The sequence below is a fragment of the Breoghania sp. JC706 genome, from assembly GCF_037026715.1.
In the GTDB taxonomy this organism is placed as follows: domain Bacteria; phylum Pseudomonadota; class Alphaproteobacteria; order Rhizobiales; family Stappiaceae; genus Breoghania.
Genome location: NZ_JBANCG010000002.1, coordinates 597063 through 618208, shown reverse-complemented (window position 1 = coordinate 618208; position 21146 = coordinate 597063). Strand labels below are relative to the sequence as shown.

Annotated in this window: 17 protein-coding genes; 8 read left to right on the top strand and 9 right to left on the bottom strand. The window is 64.7% G+C overall.

Going from position 1 to position 21146, the window contains the following annotated elements; all coding sequences use genetic code 11:
* Window positions 1–56: 56 nt before the first annotated feature.
* Window positions 57–1028 (top strand): ChaN family lipoprotein, encoded by a 972-nt coding sequence (locus V2L18_RS05920; RefSeq protein ID WP_336176966.1) that lies wholly within the window; start codon window positions 57–59, stop codon window positions 1026–1028.
* Window positions 1029–1065: 37 nt separating this feature from the next.
* On the opposite strand, the gene V2L18_RS05915 is transcribed toward V2L18_RS05920, so the two are convergent.
* The gene (locus tag V2L18_RS05915; protein WP_336176964.1) at window positions 1066–2178 is read right to left on the bottom strand and encodes an MHYT domain-containing protein; all 1113 of its coding nucleotides are present in this window, start codon (window positions 2176–2178) and stop codon (window positions 1066–1068) included.
* Window positions 2179–2463: 285 nt separating this feature from the next.
* On the opposite strand from V2L18_RS05915, the gene V2L18_RS05910 reads away from it, so the two are divergent.
* From V2L18_RS05910 to V2L18_RS05900, 3 genes are read left to right on the top strand one after another with little or no spacing between them, the layout of a single operon-like run.
* A complete protein-coding gene (locus V2L18_RS05910) occupies window positions 2464–3378 on the top strand; it encodes a pirin family protein (protein ID WP_336176962.1) in 915 nt (304 codons plus the stop codon).
* Window positions 3379–3428: 50 nt separating this feature from the next.
* Window positions 3429–4136 (top strand): class II aldolase/adducin family protein, encoded by a 708-nt coding sequence (locus tag V2L18_RS05905; RefSeq protein WP_336176960.1) that lies wholly within the window; start codon window positions 3429–3431, stop codon window positions 4134–4136.
* 2 nt (window positions 4137–4138) lie between these two features.
* Window positions 4139–5023: an ROK family protein gene (locus V2L18_RS05900; protein ID WP_336176958.1), complete on the top strand. Its 885-nt coding sequence runs from the start codon at window positions 4139–4141 to the stop codon at window positions 5021–5023.
* Between the two features lie 8 nt (window positions 5024–5031).
* Here V2L18_RS05900 and V2L18_RS05895 read toward each other — a convergent pair whose 3' ends face one another.
* Together V2L18_RS05895 and V2L18_RS05890 are read right to left on the bottom strand one after the other, a co-directional pair.
* Window positions 5032–6438: an AtzE family amidohydrolase gene (locus V2L18_RS05895; protein WP_336176956.1), complete on the bottom strand. Its 1407-nt coding sequence runs from the start codon at window positions 6436–6438 to the stop codon at window positions 5032–5034.
* A gap of 3 nt (window positions 6439–6441) precedes the next feature.
* Complete coding sequence (locus V2L18_RS05890) at window positions 6442–6627, bottom strand: DUF4089 domain-containing protein (RefSeq protein WP_336176954.1); 186 nt, start codon at window positions 6625–6627, stop codon at window positions 6442–6444.
* A 365-nt stretch (window positions 6628–6992) separates the two neighbouring features.
* Here V2L18_RS05890 and V2L18_RS05885 point away from each other — a divergent pair, with 365 nt between their 5' ends.
* The gene (locus V2L18_RS05885; protein WP_336176952.1) at window positions 6993–9173 is read left to right on the top strand and encodes an anthranilate synthase; all 2181 of its coding nucleotides are present in this window, start codon (window positions 6993–6995) and stop codon (window positions 9171–9173) included.
* A gap of 50 nt (window positions 9174–9223) precedes the next feature.
* Here V2L18_RS05885 and V2L18_RS05880 read toward each other — a convergent pair whose 3' ends face one another.
* A complete protein-coding gene (locus V2L18_RS05880) occupies window positions 9224–9745 on the bottom strand; it encodes a DUF6622 family protein (RefSeq protein WP_336176950.1) in 522 nt (173 codons plus the stop codon).
* Window positions 9746–9853: 108 nt separating this feature from the next.
* On the opposite strand from V2L18_RS05880, the gene V2L18_RS05875 reads away from it, so the two are divergent.
* The gene (locus tag V2L18_RS05875) at window positions 9854–10648 is read left to right on the top strand and encodes a LytTR family DNA-binding domain-containing protein (protein WP_336176948.1); all 795 of its coding nucleotides are present in this window, start codon (window positions 9854–9856) and stop codon (window positions 10646–10648) included.
* Window positions 10649–10737: 89 nt separating this feature from the next.
* On the opposite strand, the gene V2L18_RS05870 is transcribed toward V2L18_RS05875, so the two are convergent.
* The 5 genes from V2L18_RS05870 to V2L18_RS05850 form a co-directional block, all read right to left on the bottom strand.
* Complete coding sequence (locus tag V2L18_RS05870; RefSeq protein WP_336176947.1) at window positions 10738–11505, bottom strand: SDR family NAD(P)-dependent oxidoreductase; 768 nt, start codon at window positions 11503–11505, stop codon at window positions 10738–10740.
* Between the two features lie 79 nt (window positions 11506–11584).
* Complete coding sequence (locus V2L18_RS05865; RefSeq protein WP_336176945.1) at window positions 11585–12970, bottom strand: adenylate/guanylate cyclase domain-containing protein; 1386 nt, start codon at window positions 12968–12970, stop codon at window positions 11585–11587.
* A 217-nt stretch (window positions 12971–13187) separates the two neighbouring features.
* Window positions 13188–14009 (bottom strand): MBL fold metallo-hydrolase, encoded by an 822-nt coding sequence (locus tag V2L18_RS05860; protein WP_336176944.1) that lies wholly within the window; start codon window positions 14007–14009, stop codon window positions 13188–13190.
* A 451-nt stretch (window positions 14010–14460) separates the two neighbouring features.
* A complete protein-coding gene (locus V2L18_RS05855; protein ID WP_336177022.1) occupies window positions 14461–14928 on the bottom strand; it encodes a Crp/Fnr family transcriptional regulator in 468 nt (155 codons plus the stop codon).
* 457 nt (window positions 14929–15385) lie between these two features.
* Window positions 15386–17953 carry an ABC transporter transmembrane domain-containing protein gene (locus V2L18_RS05850; protein WP_336176942.1) on the bottom strand — a complete coding sequence of 856 codons (2568 nt, stop codon included), beginning with the start codon at window positions 17951–17953 and terminating at the stop codon, window positions 15386–15388.
* Window positions 17954–18638: 685 nt separating this feature from the next.
* On the opposite strand from V2L18_RS05850, the gene V2L18_RS05845 reads away from it, so the two are divergent.
* Both V2L18_RS05845 and V2L18_RS05840 read left to right on the top strand, forming a co-directional pair.
* Window positions 18639–19853 carry a glycosyltransferase gene (locus V2L18_RS05845; RefSeq protein WP_336176940.1) on the top strand — a complete coding sequence of 405 codons (1215 nt, stop codon included), beginning with the start codon at window positions 18639–18641 and terminating at the stop codon, window positions 19851–19853.
* Between the two features lie 49 nt (window positions 19854–19902).
* Window positions 19903–21138, top strand: coding sequence for a glycosyltransferase family 4 protein (locus tag V2L18_RS05840; protein ID WP_336176939.1), 1236 nt, complete (start codon window positions 19903–19905; stop codon window positions 21136–21138).
* Window positions 21139–21146 lie beyond the last annotated feature (8 nt).

The window sequence follows — 21146 nt, the reverse complement described above, 5'->3', positions numbered from 1 at the left end:
TCTATGCGCGCTCTGGCGGAGTATCCTATATGTCTTCTCCCTGTTGGAGGAACCAGATGACTCGTGTCCGCTTCGCCGCCGCAGCCGCCCTCAGCCTCGCTCTCTCAAGTCCAGCGCTTGCGACCCCGCCTCTTCCCGAGGCCTGGCAATCGACGCTCAATCGCGACAACCCGCTGGTTGGCAAGATCTGGTCTGTCGGCAAGCAGGCATTCGTCACCCCAGAGGCGCTAGCCGGCGACATCGCATCCGCCCGCTTCGTGCTGGCCGGCGAGACCCATGACAATGCCGACCACCACCTGCGCCAGGCCTGGATCGTTTCCGCCCTCACCGAGGCTGGACGCAAACCGGCGGTTGTCTTCGAGATGATTTCCGCAGACGAGGCCGGCGCCCTCAAGAGCTACCTGGCCGGTACCCCCAAAAACGCTTCGGCAATGGGGAAGGCGCTGAAATGGAAGGAGCGTGGCTGGCCGGACTGGGCGATGTACCAGCCGATCGCCGATGCGGCGCTGGCGGCCGGCCTGCCCATGGCGCCGGGCGATCTTTCGCGCGAAACGGTGAAGCGCTTCCGGAAGGAGGGGCTCGGAGCGCTCGGCAAGGGCATCGCGGAAAGCTGGGGGCTGGAAACGCCGCTGCCCGCAGCCGGACAGGAAACGCTGAAACAGGACCTGCGCGACGGCCATTGCGGGCTGCTGCCGGAGCCGGCGGTGGAGGCGATGGTTCCGGTGCAGCGCGCCCGCGACGCTTCGTTTGCCGACGGACTGATTGCAAATGCGACGGCCGATGGAGCGGTTCTGATCGCGGGCCGGGGGCACGTGCGTGGAGACATGGCCGTACCGTGGTACCTGCGGGCCCGTGCGCCCGAAGCCTCCATTCGGATCGTCGCGATGGTTGAGGCCGAGCAAGGCCAGAGCGATCCGGCCGATTACCTGCCGGCCCCGGGGGTTTACGACTATCTCTGGTTCACGCCCAAGGCGGAGCGTCCCGACAAGTGCGAGGAACTCAAGGCCAGGTTCGGGAAAAAGAGCTAGATCGCGGACGGATGTCCCTGGCGCCGGCTCGCCGTCGTCAGACGCCGAGCGCTGTCCTCAGGGTCTTCAACCGGGTCCGGCTGACCGGCACGCGATAGGGCGTATCGCCGTCGAGTTCGAGGACGCCCTGTTCGCCGCGCCGGCTGAGCGCGGCCGCATGGTCCAGATTGACCAGATGGCTGCGGTGGACGCGCACGAGCCCCGCCGGGCCCACGCGGGCCTCGATCTGCGAGATTGAGAGCGAACAGAAATACGTTCGCTCTCCGTCGAACACGATCGAATAATGCGCATCCGCCCGAACCGCGTAGACGTCTGCGGGCGCGAGCAAAACTGTCCGCCCATCCTTGGTGACAGGGATGCGCGCGGCACCGCCGTCGACTTGAGACGTGTCGCCCGTCCAATCGACCTGCGAGGCGGTTCCGGCACGCTCTGCCGCCGCGCCCCTGTCGATCGTGTCTGGAAGCAGCGTCAGAAAAAAGATCGCGGAAATGGCGAAAGCGATGACCGCGACAATGATCGCAAGCATGTCGTTGGTGAGCGCCGGAGCGGTGAACGGCACGACTGCGGCAAGCGGCTCAAAGCGTGCGGCTGCCATTGCGGTGTAATGCATGCCGGAGATCGCGCCGCCCAAGACCAGCGCGGATGTCACGAGCCCCTGCCCCCGACCGCCGACGAAAAGCAGCCAGAGCCCCAACATCGATGCTCCCATGCCAACGGCGACGGAGGCGGCGACCATGACCGGATCGTAGAGACAGGTGACACCGGTCAGAGCGCTCATGCCGATGTAGTGCATGGCGGAAATACCGCCGCCCATCATCGCCCCGCCGAGCCCGAGGCTCAGCCTTCCCGGCCGAATGACCATGCCGAAAAAGAGCGCGGCCCCGACGGCGAGCATGGCGATGAGCGCGGAGACGACCGTCAACAGCACGTCGTAGTCGACGGGCAGGTCCAGACGGATCGCCAGCATGCCGATGAAGTGCATGGCCCATATGGAAACCGCGAACGAAACCGCCGCCGCCCCGAGCCTGATCTTCCATTGCGCCCCCGCCCGATCCGCCAGCGAGCGGGCGAGAAGCAGTCCGACATAGCTTCCCTGAACAGCGATGACCACCGACAGGATCACGAGCGGAATGTTGTAACTCATCTCCATCGAGCGGCGGGTCCTCCCAAACCCTCGGCCGCCGCAGAAAGCCCGCAATCATGGCTCAGCGACGACCGGTGCAACGCTCGGCCGTCGATGCGGAACCGTCCTAATGCCGCATCGCCTGCCCGGTGGGCCGATTGTTCCAGAAACGGGGGCCCGTTTGCAAGCCTGCCATCTGCCGGTGTCCTCGCCTTCCGACGGCTCCGCCCTCGCGTGTGCACGTGTCACCACATCGTCTGTGTGTCGGGCGCACAAAGGGGTAAGGTAAGGACTTCGACCAAGGAGGCATCCATGTCCAGGCGACCAGAAGACCCCCGCCCCGGCGACGGACGTTCGTGCGATGAGGTGGAAACGATCGTCGTGCCGCGTGTCAGCGACATCGGCGGTTTCGAAGTGCGGCGCGCGCTGCCGTCCGTCAGGCGGCGGATGGTCGGCCCTTTCATTTTCTTCGACCAGATGGGCCCGGCCGAGTTCATCACCGGTCACGGCCTCGACGTGCGCCCGCATCCCCATATCGGGCTTGCGACCGTCACCTATCTTTACGAGGGCGAGATATTCCATCGCGACAGCCTCGGCTCGGCGCAGGCGATCCGCCCGGGCGATGTCAACTGGATGACGGCGGGACGCGGCATCGTTCATTCCGAGCGCACGGCCCCCGAAGTGCGCGCGAGCGGCTCCAGCCTGTTCGGCATACAGACATGGGTGGCGCTGCCGAAAGACAGGGAAGAGGTGGCTCCCGCCTTCACCCATATCGGCAAGGCGGACCTGCCGTTTCTCTCCGACGGCGGCACGCGGGTGCGGGTCATCATCGGCGAGCTTTTCGGAGAGAAGGCCGCCACGCCGACCTATTCCGACACCTTCTATGCGGATGTCTCGCTGGAACCCGGCGCCCAATTGCCGATCGATGCCGGCTATGAGGAGCGTGCGATTTACACGCTTTCCGGAGAGATCGAAATCTCCGGCGAGATGTTCGGCCCCGGCCAGTTGCTGGTGTTCCGCCCCGGCGACGCCGTGCGCGTCAATGCGGTCACGCCCGCCCGCTTCCAGTTGCTGGGCGGCGAACCGATGGACGGGCGGCGCTACATCTGGTGGAACTTCGTTTCCTCTTCCAAGGAGCGCATCGACAAGGCGAAGGAGGAGTGGAAGTCGCACAGGTTCGATATCGTTCCCGGCGACGAGGAAGAGTTCATCCCGCTGCCGGAATGACGATCGCCGCCCAGTCAACGCCCCGCGCCACAAGATCGCCAGAGAGGACCATGTCCGACACAGACCTGCGCAACGCCATTATCGCCACCTGCCGCGCGATGAACGCCTCCGGGCTCAATACGGGAACGTCCGGCAACGTGTCGGCACGCACCGATACGGGCTTTCTCGTCACGCCCTCGGGCATCCCCTACGATGATCTTTCTCCGGACCAGATCGTGGCGATGGATCTTGACGGCGCCTACGAGGGCGACTGGCTTCCCTCATCGGAATGGCGCATGCATCTCGATATCTACCGGGCGCGGCCGGAAGCCGGCGCGATCGTGCATGTTCACTCAAGCCACGCAGCGTCACTCTCCTGCCTGCGCCTCGACATACCGCCCTTTCACTACATGATCGCGGTCGCGGGTGGGGCGACGCTCAGATGCGCGGACTACGCCACCTTCGGTACGGCTGAGCTTTCGCACAACATGATCAAGGCCCTTGAAGAGCGCTCCGCCTGCCTTCTCGCCAATCATGGCCAGATCGCCTTCGGCGCCACGCTCTCAAAGGCGTTGTGGCTTGCCGGCGAGGTGGAGGAGCTTTGCCACCAGTATTTCCTCGCGACCCAGATGGCGGCGGCGACCGACAAGCCGGTCGTCATTCTCGATGATGCCGAGATGACGCGTGTCATGAAGAAATTCAGGACCTACGGCAAGCAGCCGAAGGATCTTGCACCGGGCGAGCATGCGGCCTTCGAAACACCGGTCAAGAAGGCCTGACGATGCGGATCGGACTGGACTGGGGCGGCACGAAGATCGAGGCCGTCGCGCTCGACGACGCGGGCACCGAGCTGATCCGCAGACGCGTACCGACGCCGCGTGGCGACTATACCGGCTGCATCAACGCGGCGCGCGATCTCGTTGCGGGCATCGAGACGGAAACCGCCAGGCCGGCCACCGTCGGCGTCGGCATTCCCGGTTCCATTTCACCGGTAACGGGCCTTGTGCGAAACGCAAACTCCGTCTGGCTCAATGGCAAGCCGCTGAAACGTGATCTCGAAACCGCGCTTTCACGGGTCGTGCGCATCGAGAACGATGCCAACTGTTTCGCCGTCTCCGAAGCCCGCGACGGGGCTGCGGCCGGGGCGCACGTGACGCTGGCGCTCATTCTCGGCACTGGCTGCGGATCGGGGATCGCCATCGACGGGCGGGCACTCGACGGCCGGCAGGGACTGGCCGGCGAATTCGGCCACACGCCGCTGCCGTGGATGACCATCGAGGAACACCCCGGCCCAACCTGCTGGTGCGGACGCAAGGGATGCAACGAGACCTTCGTCTCCGGTTCGGGATTGGAGCGCGATCATCTGGCGACAACCGGCGAGCGGATGACGGCAGCGGAAATCGCGGCATCCGACGCCCCCGCCGCACAGGCCACGATGCGGCGCTACGCCGACAGGCTCGCCCGCGCTCTCGCGGTTCTGATCGATATCCTTGACCCGGATACAATCGTGCTGGGCGGCGGCATATCGAATGTCGATCGCCTCTACGAGTGCCTGCCCGAGTTGATCGCGCCCCGCGTCTTTGCCGATGCCTGGTCGACACCGATCGTCAAGGCACGCCATGGCGATTCCTCCGGCGTGCGCGGGGCGGCGTGGCTTTGGGAGTAAAGGTTCTCCTATTCCTCCATCATCGCCACACGCGCTTCCGCCACGCCCTCGCGTTCCAGCGTGTCGGCGATCCTGAGTGCGATATCCTCGCGCCACGGCGCCGTGACGATCTGGACGCCATACGGCATCCTTTCACCCTCAAGCCAGACAGGAACGGACACCGCCGGTAGGCCGATGAAGGAGAACGGCTGGGTGTAAATCCCGATATTCGGCTCCAGTGGCAAGGTCGCGCCGTCGATCTCGATGGTCGAGGTGCCGAAAGCGGGGGCGGGAAACGGCGTCGTCGGTGTCAGGATCGCGTCGACCGTATCGAAGAGGGCGAGAACCTGTTCGCGATACCAGCGGCGCACGCGCTGGGCCTGCATCGCCCAGGCACCGGGCACGAGCGCGCCGGCGATCAGCCGGTTGCGGGTCTCTTCCTCGAAGTCGTCCGGGCGCTCGCGCAGCCGGTCGAGATGCAGGGCGCCTCCCTCGGATGCCGTCAGCACATAGGCCGCCAGCCGCGCCTTTCGGGTCTCTGGCAATTCCACCTCGCGCTCCACACCAAGTGCGCGCGCCGCCAGATCGACGGCCGCGAGCGCCCGAGATGTCGCATTCTGGCGGAACCAGCCGCCGGCCACGGCGATCCGCAAGCCGTCGCCCCCCTCCTCCAGCGCGGCCTCACACGACATCAGCGGATGGCGCGCGGAAACGGGATCGGCCGGATCGTACCCGGCAATCGCGTCGTGCAGGAGCGCGAGCCCTCGTGCGGATCGCGCCAGCGGGCCGACATGATCGAAACTGGTCACGAAGGGAAAGGCGCCGGCGCGCGAAAACCGGCCGTAGGTCGCCTTCAGCCCGAACGTGCCGCAGAATGAGGCGGGCACACGGATCGAGCCGTTCGTGTCGGAGCCCAGCGCCAGCGGCACCACGCCGGCCGCAACCGCCGCGCCCGCACCGGCCGACGAGCCGCCCGCCATCCGGCTTTGGTCATGCGGATTGCGCACATCGCCGTCGTGCTCGTTGGTGCCCGTGAAGCCGTAGGCGTACTCGTCCATGTTGAGCGCGCCGACAAGCAGCGCACCGGCGGCCTTCATCCGCGCCACCAGCGCCGCGTCGGATACGGCGGGCGGGTTGTCACGGTTGACTTTTGAGCCCGCGCGCGTGGTCACGCCCTCTATGTCGAAGAGGTTCTTGACCGCATAGGGCAACCCCGCCAGCGCGGGGACAGGCTCGCCGGCCGCGATGCGGGTATCGAGCGCATCCGCCTCCGCCAGCGCGCGCTCGGCGGTGATTTCGGTGAAGGCGTTGATGCGCGGATTGACAGCCTCGGCGGCGGCTATGGCGAGCTTCGCCATGTCGAGCGCGGAAACCTCGCGCAGACGCACCGCCTCGACGATTTCGGCAGTGGTGCCGAGCAGGGGATCAAGATGCATGAATCAGGCCTCAAAACGCCAGGCCGGTTCGGCCGTCTGCGGAAGCGATACCGTCGCGACCTCGTCCGCCGCGTTGGCGATCGCCTCGAAATGCGCCGCCACGCCGTCTCGCCATTCGGGCCGAACAGACACGCCCACCGTCTCCGCCAAGACCCCGATCGTTTGCATCACGTCGCGTTTCTGCTGCATTCCGCACCCCGTAATTGTCCGTAACGTGAGCTTAGCGTGAGCCGGACTCCTCTGTCACTGCGCCATATGCATGAGGCGGCCCGCAGGGGCCGCGACACTCTCCCACGGGGCCCGCGGGCATTGTCGTGCAAGAGGCCGGCGCACGGCCGTTGCATCCCCTTGCGCTTTCGGGTATCCAAATCGCCATGACAAACGCGCACAACATGACGGGCTGGTGGTGGCGACCTTAGGGTGGCCGTGACGACGCATGTCCGCATGCCGGTGACGACGAGGCCGCCCAGGGATCTCCCCTCGGGCGGCCTCGTCGTTTCCGGCCCCCGATCCATGCGATCCCGGGTGGTGATGGAACGAAGGAGCGAACGGAAATGAATCTCAAGGCAGATCAGCGCTTCGAAACGGCGGGAGGAATCACCGTTTCGCGCAGCCTCAGAGAGGCCGATTACGAGACCGGCACCGGCGCGTGGATGGCCCGGCTCGACTCGGAACGCGGTGCGGTGTTTTCCTCTTCCTACGAGTATCCCGGTCGCTACACGCGCTGGGACATGGCGCTGGTCAATCCGCCGCTCGTCGTGGAATCGAGTGCGCGCACGGTGACGATCCGCGCGCTCAACGATCGCGGCCACGTTCTGTTGCCCGCGATCGGGCGGGCACTCGAAGGCAACCCCGACATCGCGGAGATGAAGGAGCTCGATAACGGTTACGCCGCGCTCATCGCGGAGCCGACACGCTTCCTGCCCGAGGAACAACGCTCGCGGCAGCCCTCCACGTTTTCCATCGTGCGCGCGCTGAGCGCTCTTTTCGCCTGCCCCGACGATCATCTCGGGCTCTACGGCGCCTTCGGATACGATCTCTGCTTCCAGTTCGAACCGATCGATCTGAAGCTGGAGCGCCCGTCCGACCAGCGCGATCTGGTGCTTTATCTGCCGGACGAGATTCTCATCGTCGACCATTACGGCCGCAAGGCGCACGTGCTGGAATACGAGTTCGAGGCGGACGGAAAGTCCACGCAAGGGCTGGAGCGGACCGGCGAAAGCATGCCCTACAAGGCGGCCACGGGCGATCCGGGGCGCGGCGATCACAAACCCGGTGAATATGCCGATCTTGTGCGCGAGGCGATGGCCTACTTCAAGCGCGGCGACCTGTTTGAGACCGTGCCGGGCCAGACGTTCTTCGAGAACTGCCCCAATCCGCCCTCCGCTGTTTCGCGCCGGCTTCAGGCGATCAACCCCGCGCCCTACGCCTTCTTCATCAATCTCGGCCATGCGGAATATCTCGTCGGCGCCTCGCCGGAAATGTATGTGCGCGTGACGGGCGGCAAGCGCGTGGAGACGTGCCCGATTTCCGGCACCATCCGGCGCGGCCGCAACGCCATCGAGGACGAGGCGCAGATTCGCAAGCTGCTGAACTCCAAGAAGGACGAGGCGGAGCTGACCATGTGCTCCGACGTCGACCGCAACGACAAGTCGCGCATCTGCGTGCCCGGGTCGGTGCGGATGATCGGCCGGCGGCAGATCGAGATGTATTCGCGGCTCATCCACACCGTCGACCACATCGAGGGCATGCTGCGCGACGACATGGATGCGCTCGACGCCTTCCTCTCCCACACCTGGGCGGTGACGGTCACGGGCGCGCCGAAGCGCTGGGCGATGGAGTTCGTGGAGAACCACGAGAAGAGCCCCCGCGCCTGGTACGGCGGGGCCATCGGTGCCGTTCTCTTCAACGGCGACATGAACACCGGTCTGACGCTCCGCACCGTGCGCATCAAGGACGGCGTGGCCCAGATCCGCGCCGGCGCCACGTTGCTTTTTGACAGCGTGCCGGAGGACGAGGAAGCCGAGACCGAGCTGAAGGCCGAGGCCATGCGCGCGGCCGTGCGCGAAGCGGGTCTGGCCCTTGGCCCGGCTGCCGCCGCCCAGAAAGGCCCCCTGCCCGGCGCGGGCGTGAAGATCCTGCTGGTCGACCATGAGGACAGCTTCGTCCACACGCTCGCCAACTATTTCCGACAGACGGGTGCCGAGGTCGTCACCTATCGCTCGCCGGTGGCCGACGCGGTCTTCCACGACGTGAACCCCGACCTCGTCGTCCTGTCGCCCGGCCCGGGAAATCCGCGTGACTTCGACTGCGCGGCGACCATCGGGCGGGCGCGGGCCCGCGGTCTGCCGATCTTCGGCGTGTGCCTCGGCCTGCAGGCGCTGGCCGAAAGCCTTGGCGGAGAACTCGCCCAGCTCGACACGCCCATGCACGGCAAACCGTCTTCGGTCCGGTTCGAGCCGGATTCGCTGCTCTTCCACGGTCTCACATCGCCGGTCACCGTCGGGCGCTACCATTCGCTCCACGCGAAGCGCGACACGCTTCCGGCCTATTTCCGCGTGGTCTCGGAGAGCGAGGACGGCACGATCATGGCGATCGAACACACGCGCGAGCCTATCGCGGCGGTGCAGTTCCATCCCGAGTCGATCATGTCGCTCGATCAGGAGGCCGGGCACCGGATCATTCTCAACGTGGTGGAAGGCCTTGCCCGCAAGAAGGAACGCGCGGTGGCCTGAGGCGATGGCGACGGAGTGGCAGCCCCACCCCGTCGCTCGGGTCTTACCGATCAGCGTGCACCATCGGCCCGGGCGACATCCGCCAGGGCCCTGGCGCGCCAGACGATGGCGAGCCCGCGCCCGAAAAACACCCCGCCAAAGCCGCCACGCAGGAGTGCCGCGACGGTTGCGACAAGTGGTGAGGCGGCAAGATCCGGCGCCATGGCGTGCATGACGCCCAGGGCGTAATTGAGCGAGAATATCGCCAGGATCAGGATCAGGCTCGCCCAGCTGCCCGGCAGCAGCAGGCTTGCGGGCGGCCCGGGCTCCACCTCGATCGCCATGCGACTGGCGGCCGCTGCACCTGCAAGGATGCCGGCGGCAAATGCCGCCATCCAGGCAAGATCGGCGGGTTCTCCCGTCGCAACCCGGCCGCCGCTCAGCGATACCACAAGCATGACGAGCGGAAGGATCAGTGGCGCATACAAGCCGCTGCGGCGCGCATGCGTGCAGCGCAATCCGCGATAGATGAGGAAAGCCAGAAGCAGCCAGACCCAAACTGGCGTCCCCTGTATGATGTCGAGTACGATCATGACGACACATCCCTTGCACAGACAAGCCCGAACGGGCGATGCCTTGGACATGTCAGGGACAGCCAGAACATTTGCGAGCGTCATTTCGTGAGTGGGGAAATCCGTTTCGTGAACGACACGAGAGCACAACTCGCGCTTCGCAAATGGTACGGGCTGCTCGGATCGCCGACATTCTGGGCGATCATCGCGGCGGTATCGATCATCACCTCCGTCGACGAGATCTCGCTGTCCGCGCCGCTCACCCAGACCCTGCGCCAGATCCTGCTGCGGCTCGCGATCGCGACATTCAGCTCCCTCGTCGCCTCCTTCGTAATCGTCGTCGTGTCCACGTTCCTGCGGGCGCGGTTTGCGGTGATGCCCCGGTTCGCGATAGCCGGACTTGCGGCTTCGCCTCCGGTGTTCGCCGTTGTCGTCGCCCTGCTCGGGATCGCCCGAGGTACGCTGCCCGATCGCTCATCCGTGTTGGAGATCCTCGCCAGCGTCACCGTCACCGTGACGGCAATCGCCCTTGTCGTCGGGTTGTTCCAGAAGCGGGAAGACGATCAGGACCGTGCCACGCCCGACACGTCGGATGCGCCTCCTTCCCCACCACAGTTCACCAGGCGCCTGCCACCGGAACTCGGATCGCAGCTCACCCGGCTGAGCGCCAGCGATCACTACGTGGAGGCTTACACCCGGCGCGGACATGCCATGGTGCTCGTCCGCTTTTCCGATGCCCTCGAGGAATTGGCCGAAGAGGACGGCCTGCAGATCCATCGCTCGCACTGGGTGGCGCGCGATGCGGTGCGCGGGCTGGTCACGGAAGGTCGCAGCCTTTTCGTCGAGATGGACGACGGCACCCGATTGCCCATCAGCCGTTCCCGCATGGCCGCGGTGCGCGCCGAGGGCTTTGCGATACGATGAAAGAAAGCTGATCGACAGGACGACGCTTCCGGCACGTGTCCCCGGCGTTCCCTGTCGATCAGCACCGTTCGTTCAAGCGATGGCCGCTCTTAGCGCGGCGCCATGCGGATGGCGCCATCGAGGCGGATGATCTCACCGTTGAGCATGTCGTTCTCGCAGATCGACTTCACCAGCTTCGCGTATTCGGCCGGCTTGCCGAGGCGCGAGGGGAACGGCACCTGCTTGCCCAGGCTGTCCTGAACCTCCTGCGGCAGGCCCATCAGCATCGGCGTCTCGAAGATACCCGGCGCGATCGTCATGACGCGGATGCCGTATTGCGACAGATCGCGGGCGACCGGCAGCGTCATGGCGGCGATACCACCCTTGGAGGCGGAATAGGCCGCCTGGCCGATCTGGCCATCGAAGGCCGCCACCGACGCGGTGGAAACCATCACACCGCGCCCGCCGTCCTCCGTCACGGGATCAAGCGTGATCATGCCCGCGGCCGAATGGGTGATGCAGCGATAGCTGCCGACGAGATTGATGGCGATCGTCTTCTCAAACAGATCCATCGAATGGGGCTGGCCGCGCGAGACGGTCTTGGCCGCCGGGCCGATGCCGGCGCAATTGACCAGAATGCGCTCCTGACCGTTGGCGGCACGGGCCGCGGCAAAGCCGGCCACGACACTTTCCTCGCTGGAGACGTCCACCTTTACGAATTTCGCGCCGATCTCGGCAGCGGTCTTCTCTCCCTGTTCCGCGTTCAGGTCGAACAGCGTCACCTTGACGCCGGCCTCGGCCAGCATCTTTCCCGTGGCTGCCCCAAGCCCTGAAGCCCCGCCGGTTACAACCGCGGCGAGCGAACCATCCAACTGCATGCGTATCCTCCCGGAAATGAACCCGACCGGCCGGCCGGATTGTTGATCCCGCGACAGCTTGCAGGTCGACGGCTTCGGGTCAAGCCATGCCGTCGGAGGAAGTCGAGAAAGCGCGACCCGACGGGTCGGCCGGCCGCGGTATCTCCGGGCTTTCTTCCCTGCGCACGAGAAGCGCCACGTCCAGGGACCGGTCCCACCCGGCCACAGAAACGTCATGCAGCACGTCGAGCGCCGACACCCGGGCTCCCTGATTCCGGGCGAGCCGGTAGGTATCGCCGGCCGCTATAGCGCAGGTGTCGAACGTCTTGTTCGCGTCTTCCAGCTTTACGGCGAGGTTCACCGGCCCTCCGATAACCGTGTATTCCAGCCTGTCGGCCACACCCACGACTCCGATCGTCAGGCTGCCCGATGCGACGGCAACGCCGACGCGGAACTTTCCGATCCACCCGGCGTCCTCGAAATCCCGTTGCGCTGCATTGATCACGGCAACGATTTCCATCGCTGCCGCAAGAGCATCGGCCGCATAGGTCTGCGAGGGAGCGATGGCGCCGAAGGTGGCGAGGATGCCGTCGCCCAGAAACTTGTCGACCCGGCCACCGCGCCGCTGGATTACCGGAACCGTGCAGCCCTGATAGCAACCGAGCACCCGCATGACCGTCTCGGGGGAAAGCTCGGCTGCGGCACGCGAGAAGCCACGGATATCGACCATGAGAACCGCTGCCTCCACGACCATGCCGCGCCCCACTTCGATCTCCCGTTCAGCACCGACAATCGTGCGCGCGACCTCAGGCGCGAAGAAGCGCTTGAGATCGCTGGCGGCCAGGTGATCGCGGATCGCCTCCAAGAAGATGCCGCGGGCGCGGGCAAGGCCGAAGGCAAGCAGCAGCGTCACTGCAACGATGATGATGAGCTTGTCGAATTCGGCCCCGATCAGGATCGAGTTGGAGGTGAGGTAGCGAACGTAGTTGCGGGTGACCAGCATGTGCTCGGGATCGGCCATCACCGCATAGGCAACCAGCGCGATCCAGCCCGTCGCCGCGACGAAGCCGGCGGTCAGCACGAAGCGCGGATCGAGCCTGAGCGCGCGCAGGGCGATGAACAGGAACATGTACATCACCGTCGGCGCCTTCAGGTAGAAGGTCGGGTGCTGGTTGTACTGGATGTGAAAGGAAAAGATGATGCCGACGAGCAGCAGCATATCGGCGACGATGGACAGATTGAGCGCCCAGCCCGGCAATTCGCGCCGGTAGGACAGGGCCAGCCGCCACACCGTAAACAGGAAATAGACGCCGAGCGCCCAGGGCACGAAATTGAAGCCTGTGCCCCCTTCCGCGCGCGGCGCAATGAAATAGAGCAGCGCGAAGAACAGAACAACGCCGAGTTGGACCCAACCTATCAGACGTTCGGCGGCCGCATCGCGGCGAACGATCTCCTCCGCCATGCGCGGCGGGATAGCCTCCGACATCGTCTGTCTGCGAAACAGCCTCGGGACCCGCGCCACGGTAGCACCCCGCGTTTGCCCTCTGCGCGACGCAAGACGCGCCCGCTTCCATCTCGACAGGGAGATCTGCGAAACCGCTTTCCGGCTTGCCCTTGCCCCTCCCGGAATTTTCCAGGTTTCCTCGAACGTCTCGATCTGCACTGGCGAGGCGGGTCAACGCCGCCTCGCTATCAGCTGCGCTTCAAAGATCGATCGTCTCTCCCTGGACGGCCACCAGCGCGCCTTCATGGCGCCGGACCACTTCTTCGGAAATTCTGTCCAGCGCGTCATCGCCGCGCGCCGGATCGTGATGAAAGATCACCGGTCGCTTGACGCCGGCCCGTGCCGCCAGACGCAGCGCTTCCTCCCACGTGGAATGCCCCCATCCGCGGAATTTCGGCAGTTCCTCGTCACAGTACATGGCGTCATAGACCATCACGTCCACGCCTTCGACGAAGGCTTCGACAGCGGCATCGATCTCCGCATCGCCATGCTCGTGGTCGGTGATGATCGCCAGTGACCGCCCCTCGAAGGAAAACCTGTAGCCGCAGGCCCCGCCCGGATGGTTCAACCGCATCGTCTCGATCCCGACATCGCCCAGCGACCACGTACTGCCTGCAAGAAATGTCTCGAACGTAACGCCCTTCAGCGTTTCGGCGGCCACCGGAAAGATCGGCGGAGACATGATCCGGCTCACCACCTCCATCAGGCAGCGCGGATCGGCAAAGTGTCCCGCCCAGCAGCGCACCCGGTATCCCGCATCATAGGCGGGCTGAAAGAACGGCAGCCCGCAGATGTGGTCGAGATGCGTATGCGTGAACAGAAGATCGACATCCCGCTGCTCGCGTTCCATCAGGTCGCGGCCAAGCTTGCGCGCACCGGAACCGCAATCGATCAGAATGACCCTCTCGCCGGCGCGAATCTCCAGAGAGGTGGTCTCCCCTCCGTATCGCAGCGTCTCCGGCCCCGGCGTGGGCGTTGATCCGCGCACGCCCCAGAAACGCAAGGAAAATTCACGCGCCAATGCGGCAAACTCCTGCCTGATCGCGGTTCGCGAACGGTTTGCGGACGCCTCCCGTCACCGATCCCGTCTCGTCCCGACACTTTGCGGCCCTGCAACTCCGCAACGCGCGGGCACGCAGAACACAGTTCTTGCCAGAAAAGCCGATATTCGGCCCGCATGACAAGCATACGTCTGGTACTTTGTGCGACGTCGACGCGAGCCGGCCACCGCCTTCCCCCGACACCGGCCGGCTTCGGATCGTTCTCGCTACTGTCGCAGCCCGCTTGGAACAGCCATTACGCCCCGCCGGATAAATCCCGTTTCAAGCATGCGTATACTAGCGGCACGATGCAACATCGCTGTGATCCGGATCACAGATCGGACGTTTCAAACCACGGTGAAGTAAGGCGGAAGGGCGAAGGCCGGTCGTCCGCGCGACAGGCCGGCACGCATGGTCACGGCGGGCAGGCGATCAGCCTGCCGCCCGCTCTGAAAGAATCGCGCTCACAGCCCCGAGATCGCGGGTGGTTTTTTCCAGGCGCTGGGCAAGAACCCGCATGACCTCCAGTGCCATTTCGGGAAACTCCTTGAGAAGCTTCAGGAAATTATCCTTGGAGATGGTCAGGACATCCATGTCGGAGACGGCAACGAGCGTGGCCGTGCGCGGTACATCGCACAGGATGGCAATCTCGCCGACGATGTCATTCGCGCCGACTTTCGCGACGACCTGGTCGCCATTCTCCGTGGCCACGACCACGTCCGCGTCGCCGGAGAGGATGATGAACGCACTGTCGCCGGGTTCGCCCTGGGAGCAAAGCCTCTCTCCCGGCGTGTAGCGGACGCGCTCGCTGATGAAGGCAAGCAACCGCAGCTTCGTCGCCTCTATCCCACGGAACAGGGGAATCTTGCACAAGGCATTAGCTTCACTGTCGATTGTCATGGGCGACTCTTTCCCGCACCGGCGCAGATCCATGGTGTGGACACATCAAGGAGACCGGGTTGGTCTGGTGGTGGGGTTCCATCGGAAGGCGCAAGTTTGAATGGACCTGTGCGAGCAGCAGCAGCTTGCGGCATGGTCCGCGAACCACAGCGCCAAATCCGGCCGCCCCCGTCCGAAGAGGGGAGCAAACGGCAGGACGGATAAGCGCCCCGCCCCTCCATTTCTGCATGTCTTTGCCGTTCCACTGCCATTCAAGTCCCGTTTATCGAAACGACACCCTAGACCTATTGTGCCGTCCAGATCGAATCCATCCGTTCGTTTGCGACCGTCGAACAGTCGTCATGTATTCGAGCAAGGCCGTCAGATCGGTAAAATAGCCTGATCTGCCTTTCCTATTGCTGTCAAACCCGGACACCCGCATCGCTACGCGATCCTTCGGCCAGCGCCACTCGCCCGCTCACGACGCAACGTCTTCGGTCGGTACGCGCCCAGCTTCGCGGTTGCGCGGGCCTTCCAGTTCACTTGCACGACCGCCGGTGAGCGCGACCGTGTACGGAAACTCATCGGCGACCTGAGGATCGTCGAGGCCGAAGAGAACCGTTCGCCCGTCCATAGCCGTGCGGATCGCCTCGCGGAGTTTCCTGTCATGTGCGTTTGCGCCGGCAGCGATACCGTCGATGATGAGAATCCGCGGCCGCTTCAGGAAGGCCCGGGCGAGCGCCACCTTCTCGCGCTGGCTGACCGTCAGCCGCGAGCCGGCGACGCCGACATTGTAGTCGAGCCCGGCCTTCAGGATCGGTTCGCGCAATGCCATCTCGTCGACCATTTCGCCGATGAACACCTCGATGCGCTCGCGCGCATCGCGCCGGTCGCCGCGCGGCTTGCCGAATATGAGATTGTCTTCGATCGAGAGCGGCCCGACCCAGGCACCGCGGTCGAACAGGACAAACTTGCCGTTCGCGGTCCCGACCCTTTCGTGGAAGGTCTTGCGGGCGGCGACGATCTTCGCCTCCATCTCGCTGTCGACGACGCCGAGACGATGCTTGGCAGGCACCAGCTTCAACGCGATGCCGATGAGCAGCCGGGCGTCCTCGGCGGCGAGGTCGGCGTCGCCGGCCCCGCCCTTGCGCAGGATCCGTTCGATATCCGGCATCTGCTCGGGCGCGATAAAGGAGAAGTTCTCCTGCAGGCTGGACCCTGCGGACAGGCTGCCGAAGAGTTCCACCATCATTTCCGCCGTCTTGCGGCCGATGGCGATGAGCGGGGAATAAAGTCCGCTTCTCTTCAGGAAGCCGATGAAGCGTTCGCTCTCGGGAATCCGTTCGAAGGAGACGGCGGGATCGGCCGGCAAGCCGAAAAGAAGGTTCTCCGCCAGAGACGCGCTACGGTTGAACCGGTCGATATCCCACAATTCCACGAGATCCTGCAGTTTGGTTTCCGCTTTCACCCGCTCGCCGATGGCCGCGCGCAAGCCGAGCATGCGCTCGGCCAGGGCCTGTCCGTCGTGAAGTCGGGCCTGCAGGCCCATGTGATAGACATCGTCGTCGAGACCGACCGCCTTCAGAACCTCGATCGAGCGTGTGTCCAGCGCTTCGCGGTTCTCCACCCCCGCCGCCTCGTAGTCCTCCCATTCCGCCGAGATGTCGTAAGGCGAATTGGCCGTCACGGCCGCCTCCTTGCGCCGATAGGCGATGTCGGGAAGCGCATCTTCCACGGCCTCGGCCACAGTGACGGGGCGATGCCGCAGCCCGTACTGGAGATTGTCGCGCATGGTGCCGGTAAAGATGTGCGCGCCGGAGGCCACGTAGCCGATCAACCTGCCGAGCGTCGCCGCCGCCAGCCCATCGACATTGTGGCCGCCGATCTCGACCCTTCCGCCATCCGGCGTCAACAGCCCGGCGGCGAGCATCAGGACTTCCGAACGCCCCGAACGATCGTCCCCGACGACAGCACAATGAGCGCCGTCAGGGACGCTCAGCGTGATCGCCTGCGCCTCCGGCCGTCCGCCGCCTTCGGAAAAGGAGACGGAGGACAGAACGAGCTCTCCGTTGAGCTCCGCAACCTCGTCGCTCGTCAGCCGCTCCAGCGGATAGATCTCGGGCGGATCGAAATTTTCGATGACCGTCTCATACTTCACGGAGCAGTCGGCCTGGGTCTGATAGTAGTCGAGCAGCTCCTTCCAGGGGCCCGCGAGATCCTTGTAGGCCGCAAGGACCGCGACAAGCGCGCCGAAGCTCAGGTTTCCCTTGATGACGAGATAGCCGCCGATGGAATAAAAGAAAAATGGCGTCAGCTGATTGATCAAGTTATTCAGGAACTTGATCATGTACTTGCGTCTGAAGATCTCGTAGCGGATGGTGAAATTCGTGTGCAGGCGGTTCGACAGATCCGCCAGATGCCATGCGGAGGTGTCGTTGGCGTGAATCTCGCCGACGCCGCTGATGCCCTCTCCCACCCGGTCGGCAATCGAGCGGACGTTGCGCACGCGCTCGCGCGCCAGGAGCACGACGCGGCGCTGCAGCTTGGGGATGATGTAGCCCTGGGCCGGATAGAGCGCGATGGCGGCCAGGCCGAGGAACGGGTCCTGAACGAAGATGAAGCCGAGATAGACCAGCAACGTTCCGCCCTGGAAGGCGGGAACGGCGATCGCATCGCCGATGAAGCCCCCCAGGTCCTCCACCTCGGAAGTGATCATCGGGATGATCTCGCCCGACGACACGCGACGGAACTGAGGCAGACGGAACCGCAGCACGCGCTGGAACAGATCGTAGCGCAGCCGCCGCAGCATGCGCTCGCCGGTCAGCCCCTTGTAGACATTGAGGGTGTACTTCACCCCATTGTTCAGGAAGACGAGGCCGAGAAAGGCGAAGCACAGAACGAGCAGATAGGGGATCTGCTCCAGCTCGACGCCCGCGACGTTGCGCGGAAAGCCATCCCCCTGAATCGCGTCGTTGACGATGAGCTTCGGCAGTTCCAACATGATGTAAAGCAGCGGGAAGGAGAGCGTCGTGATAAAAAGGATCACGAGCTGCTGCCTCTTGCTATACTTCCATATGAAACGGAACAGACTTCTTTCCATAGGGAGAACCTGAAAACAAAACCGGGCAGCCACCCGGTCCGAACATCATCGCTTGCCGTGGGGTGCGACAGCATAACGGGCGCAAGGGAATGAGCATAGATCCCTTTGTCGATTACGCACCCTGGGCGACCAGCCGGTGGTCACCCGGGTATTATCTTTGTGGGGCTCTTTGCGGACCTCAGCGCTTGCGCAAACGTCTGGAAACAATGACATTCGTGCTGCAGCGCAAAAACGGCAGCTTTCCGGCGGCAAAGGGGGATGGCGCAAGGTGGTTGCGGAGATTTCGGGCAACCGTTAAACGTTGACCGGCTGCCTGATGAAACCTTTGCATTGCCGATCGCAGGGGACCGGAGTATTCGAACGGGGCGCCCGTTCGGACGTTCGCCAGTGCTCGAGGGACGGGCCGCCATTTAGGAGAAAGGCGCAAACCGGCCCGTCAACAAGGCCGGTAGCAAGGCCAGTAACAAGGGACGCGTCCTTTGGTTTACCCCTTGTTGCGAGCGGAACCTGAACCTTTTGATCCGGAATTGTCCGCCGGGTTGGCAATCGCCCCGGCCATGCAAGACCATCTGACCACGAACCTTTACAACGGCTGCCCGTTCGGGCTCTCCACCTTGCAAGCGGGCATCCGATGCTGACCGACAAGCCGAAAATTCTCATATACAGCCACGATTCCTTCGGCCTCGGCCACCTGCGCCGCTGCCGTGCGATCGCGCATGCGCTGGTGGGCCAGATCAGCGAACTCTCGGTCCTGATCCTGTCCGGCTCGCCGATCATCGGCAGCTTCGATTTTCGTGCGCGGGTGGATTTTGTACGCATTCCGGGCGTCATCAAGCTCAGGAACGGCGAATACACTTCCCTCAATCTGCACATCGATATCGAGCATACACTGGCGATCCGCTCGTCGATCATCGAGCACACGGCGCAGGTCTACAATCCGGACATCTTCATCGTCGACAAGGAACCCACCGGCCTTCGCGGCGAGGTGCTGCCGACGCTAGAGACGCTGAAGGCAGCGGGAACCCGCCTGGTTCTGGGCCTGCGCGACGTGATGGACGATCCGGAGACGCTGCGCGAGGAGTGGGAGCGCAAGAACGTCACCCCGGCGCTGACCGATCTCTACGACGAGATCTGGATTTACGGCCAGCCGAGCATCCACGACCCGCTTGCGGGCCTCGGACTGCCTGAATCGGTGCGTTCGAAGACCCTCTATACCGGCTACCTGCGCCGCGACTTGCCGCGCGCCCAACGGCCGATGGAGAATTTCCATTTTTCGGACGATCCCTTCATCCTCGTCACGCCCGGCGGCGGCGGGGACGGCGAGGAGCTTATCGACTGGGTGCTGCGCGCCTACGAAGCGCAACGCGCGCCTCTGCTGCCGGCGCTGATCGTGCTGGGCCCTTTCATGGCGCCGGAGGCACAGGCCCAGTTCATGGCCAGGGCCGAGGCGCTCGACAACATCCACATCATCGACTTCACGCCCCAGATCGAGCCCTATCTCGATCGCGCGGCGGCCGTCGTCGGCATGGGCGGCTACAACACGTTCTGCGAGATCCTTTCCTTCGACAAGCCGACCCTTCTGGTGCCACGCATCGAGCCCCGGCGCGAACAGGCGATCCGCGCAAACCGGGCCGAGGCGAATGGGCTTGCGAACGTCCTGCCGATCGACTCCTATCCCAATACCGATCTGATGACGGACGCTCTCGCAGCCCTGCCGATAGCCAGCCCGCCGTCGGCTGCCGGCCTCGACGGACTTCTCGACGGCCTCACCGTGATCAACGACCGGGTCCAGCAGATCCTCTCCGGCGCCGTCGACGAGGAAGAAGCCAAACGGGCCCTCGGCTGACGCACCGGCGCCAGACGATCCGAAACAGAACACCTCACCGGAGCATCCGATGCCGCGCATCGCCGTCGTCGTGAAAGGCTACCCCCGCCTGTCGGAGACCTTCATCGCTCAGGAAATCCTCGGTCTGGAGCGGCGCGGCGTGGAGCAGCTCATCGTCTCGCTGCGCCATCCCACCGATCCGCATCTGCATGACCTGCACCGCGAGATTTCAGCCGAGGTTCTCTATCTTCCGGAATATCTGAAGGACGATCCCAAACGCGTCGCCCGGGCGCGCAGCTGGGCGGAAACGCAACCGGGCTTCGCCGCCGCGCGCGGCGCCTTCGAAGCCGACCTTGCCCGCGACCGCAGCGCCAACCGTTATCGCCGCTTCGGGCAAGCCTGCGTCTTCGCCCATGAACTGCCGGCCGACGTGACCTGGCTGCACACCCATTATCTGCACACGCCCGCCTCCGTCACCCGCTACGCGGCGCTGATCCTCGGCATGCCCTGGTCGTTCTCCGCCCACGCCAAGGATATCTGGACCTCGCCCAACTGGGACCTGAAGGAAAAGCTGAAGGACGCCGCGTGGGGCGTGACCTGCACGAAGGTCAATGTCGATCATCTGAACGGGCTTGCAGGCCGACCGGATGCTGTGGAACTCGTCTACCACGGCCTCGACTTCTCCCGCTTTCCGCAGCCGCCTGCCGAACGTCCTGCCCGCGACGGGGCCTCAGAGCCGGTCCGCATCCTCTCCGTCGGACGGCTGGTGGAGAAAAAGGGTTATGACGATCTGATCGCCGCCCTCGCGATGCTGCCGAAAGATCTCGCCTGGCGTTTCGACCATATCGGCGGCGGTGCGCTGAAGGCGCGGCTTCACGCGGCAGCTGAAAAAGCCGGCATCGCCGATCGCATCGTCTGGCACGGGGCCCAGGCCCGCGAGGCGGTGATCAATGCCTGTGAGGCGGCCGACCTCTTCACCCTGCCCTCCCGGATCGCAAAATCGGGCGACCGCGACGGTCTGCCGAACGTGCTGATGGAAGCGCAGTCGCTCGCTCTGTGCTGCCTGTCGACGCGGGTCTCCGCCATTCCCGAACTAATCGAGGATGGAGAAACGGGGGTCCTCGTGCCGCCGCACGATCCCGAGACGCTGGCAAAGGCGCTCGAAGCCCTCATTCGCGATCCCGCGCGACGTGCGCGGTTGGGCGCGGCGGCGGCAAAGCATGTCCGCGCGCGCTTTTCCTCAAATCCCGGCATCGACCGGCTGGCGGAAAAGCTGAAACCCGCCACCCTGCGCGCCGCCGGGTGAGAGAGCCG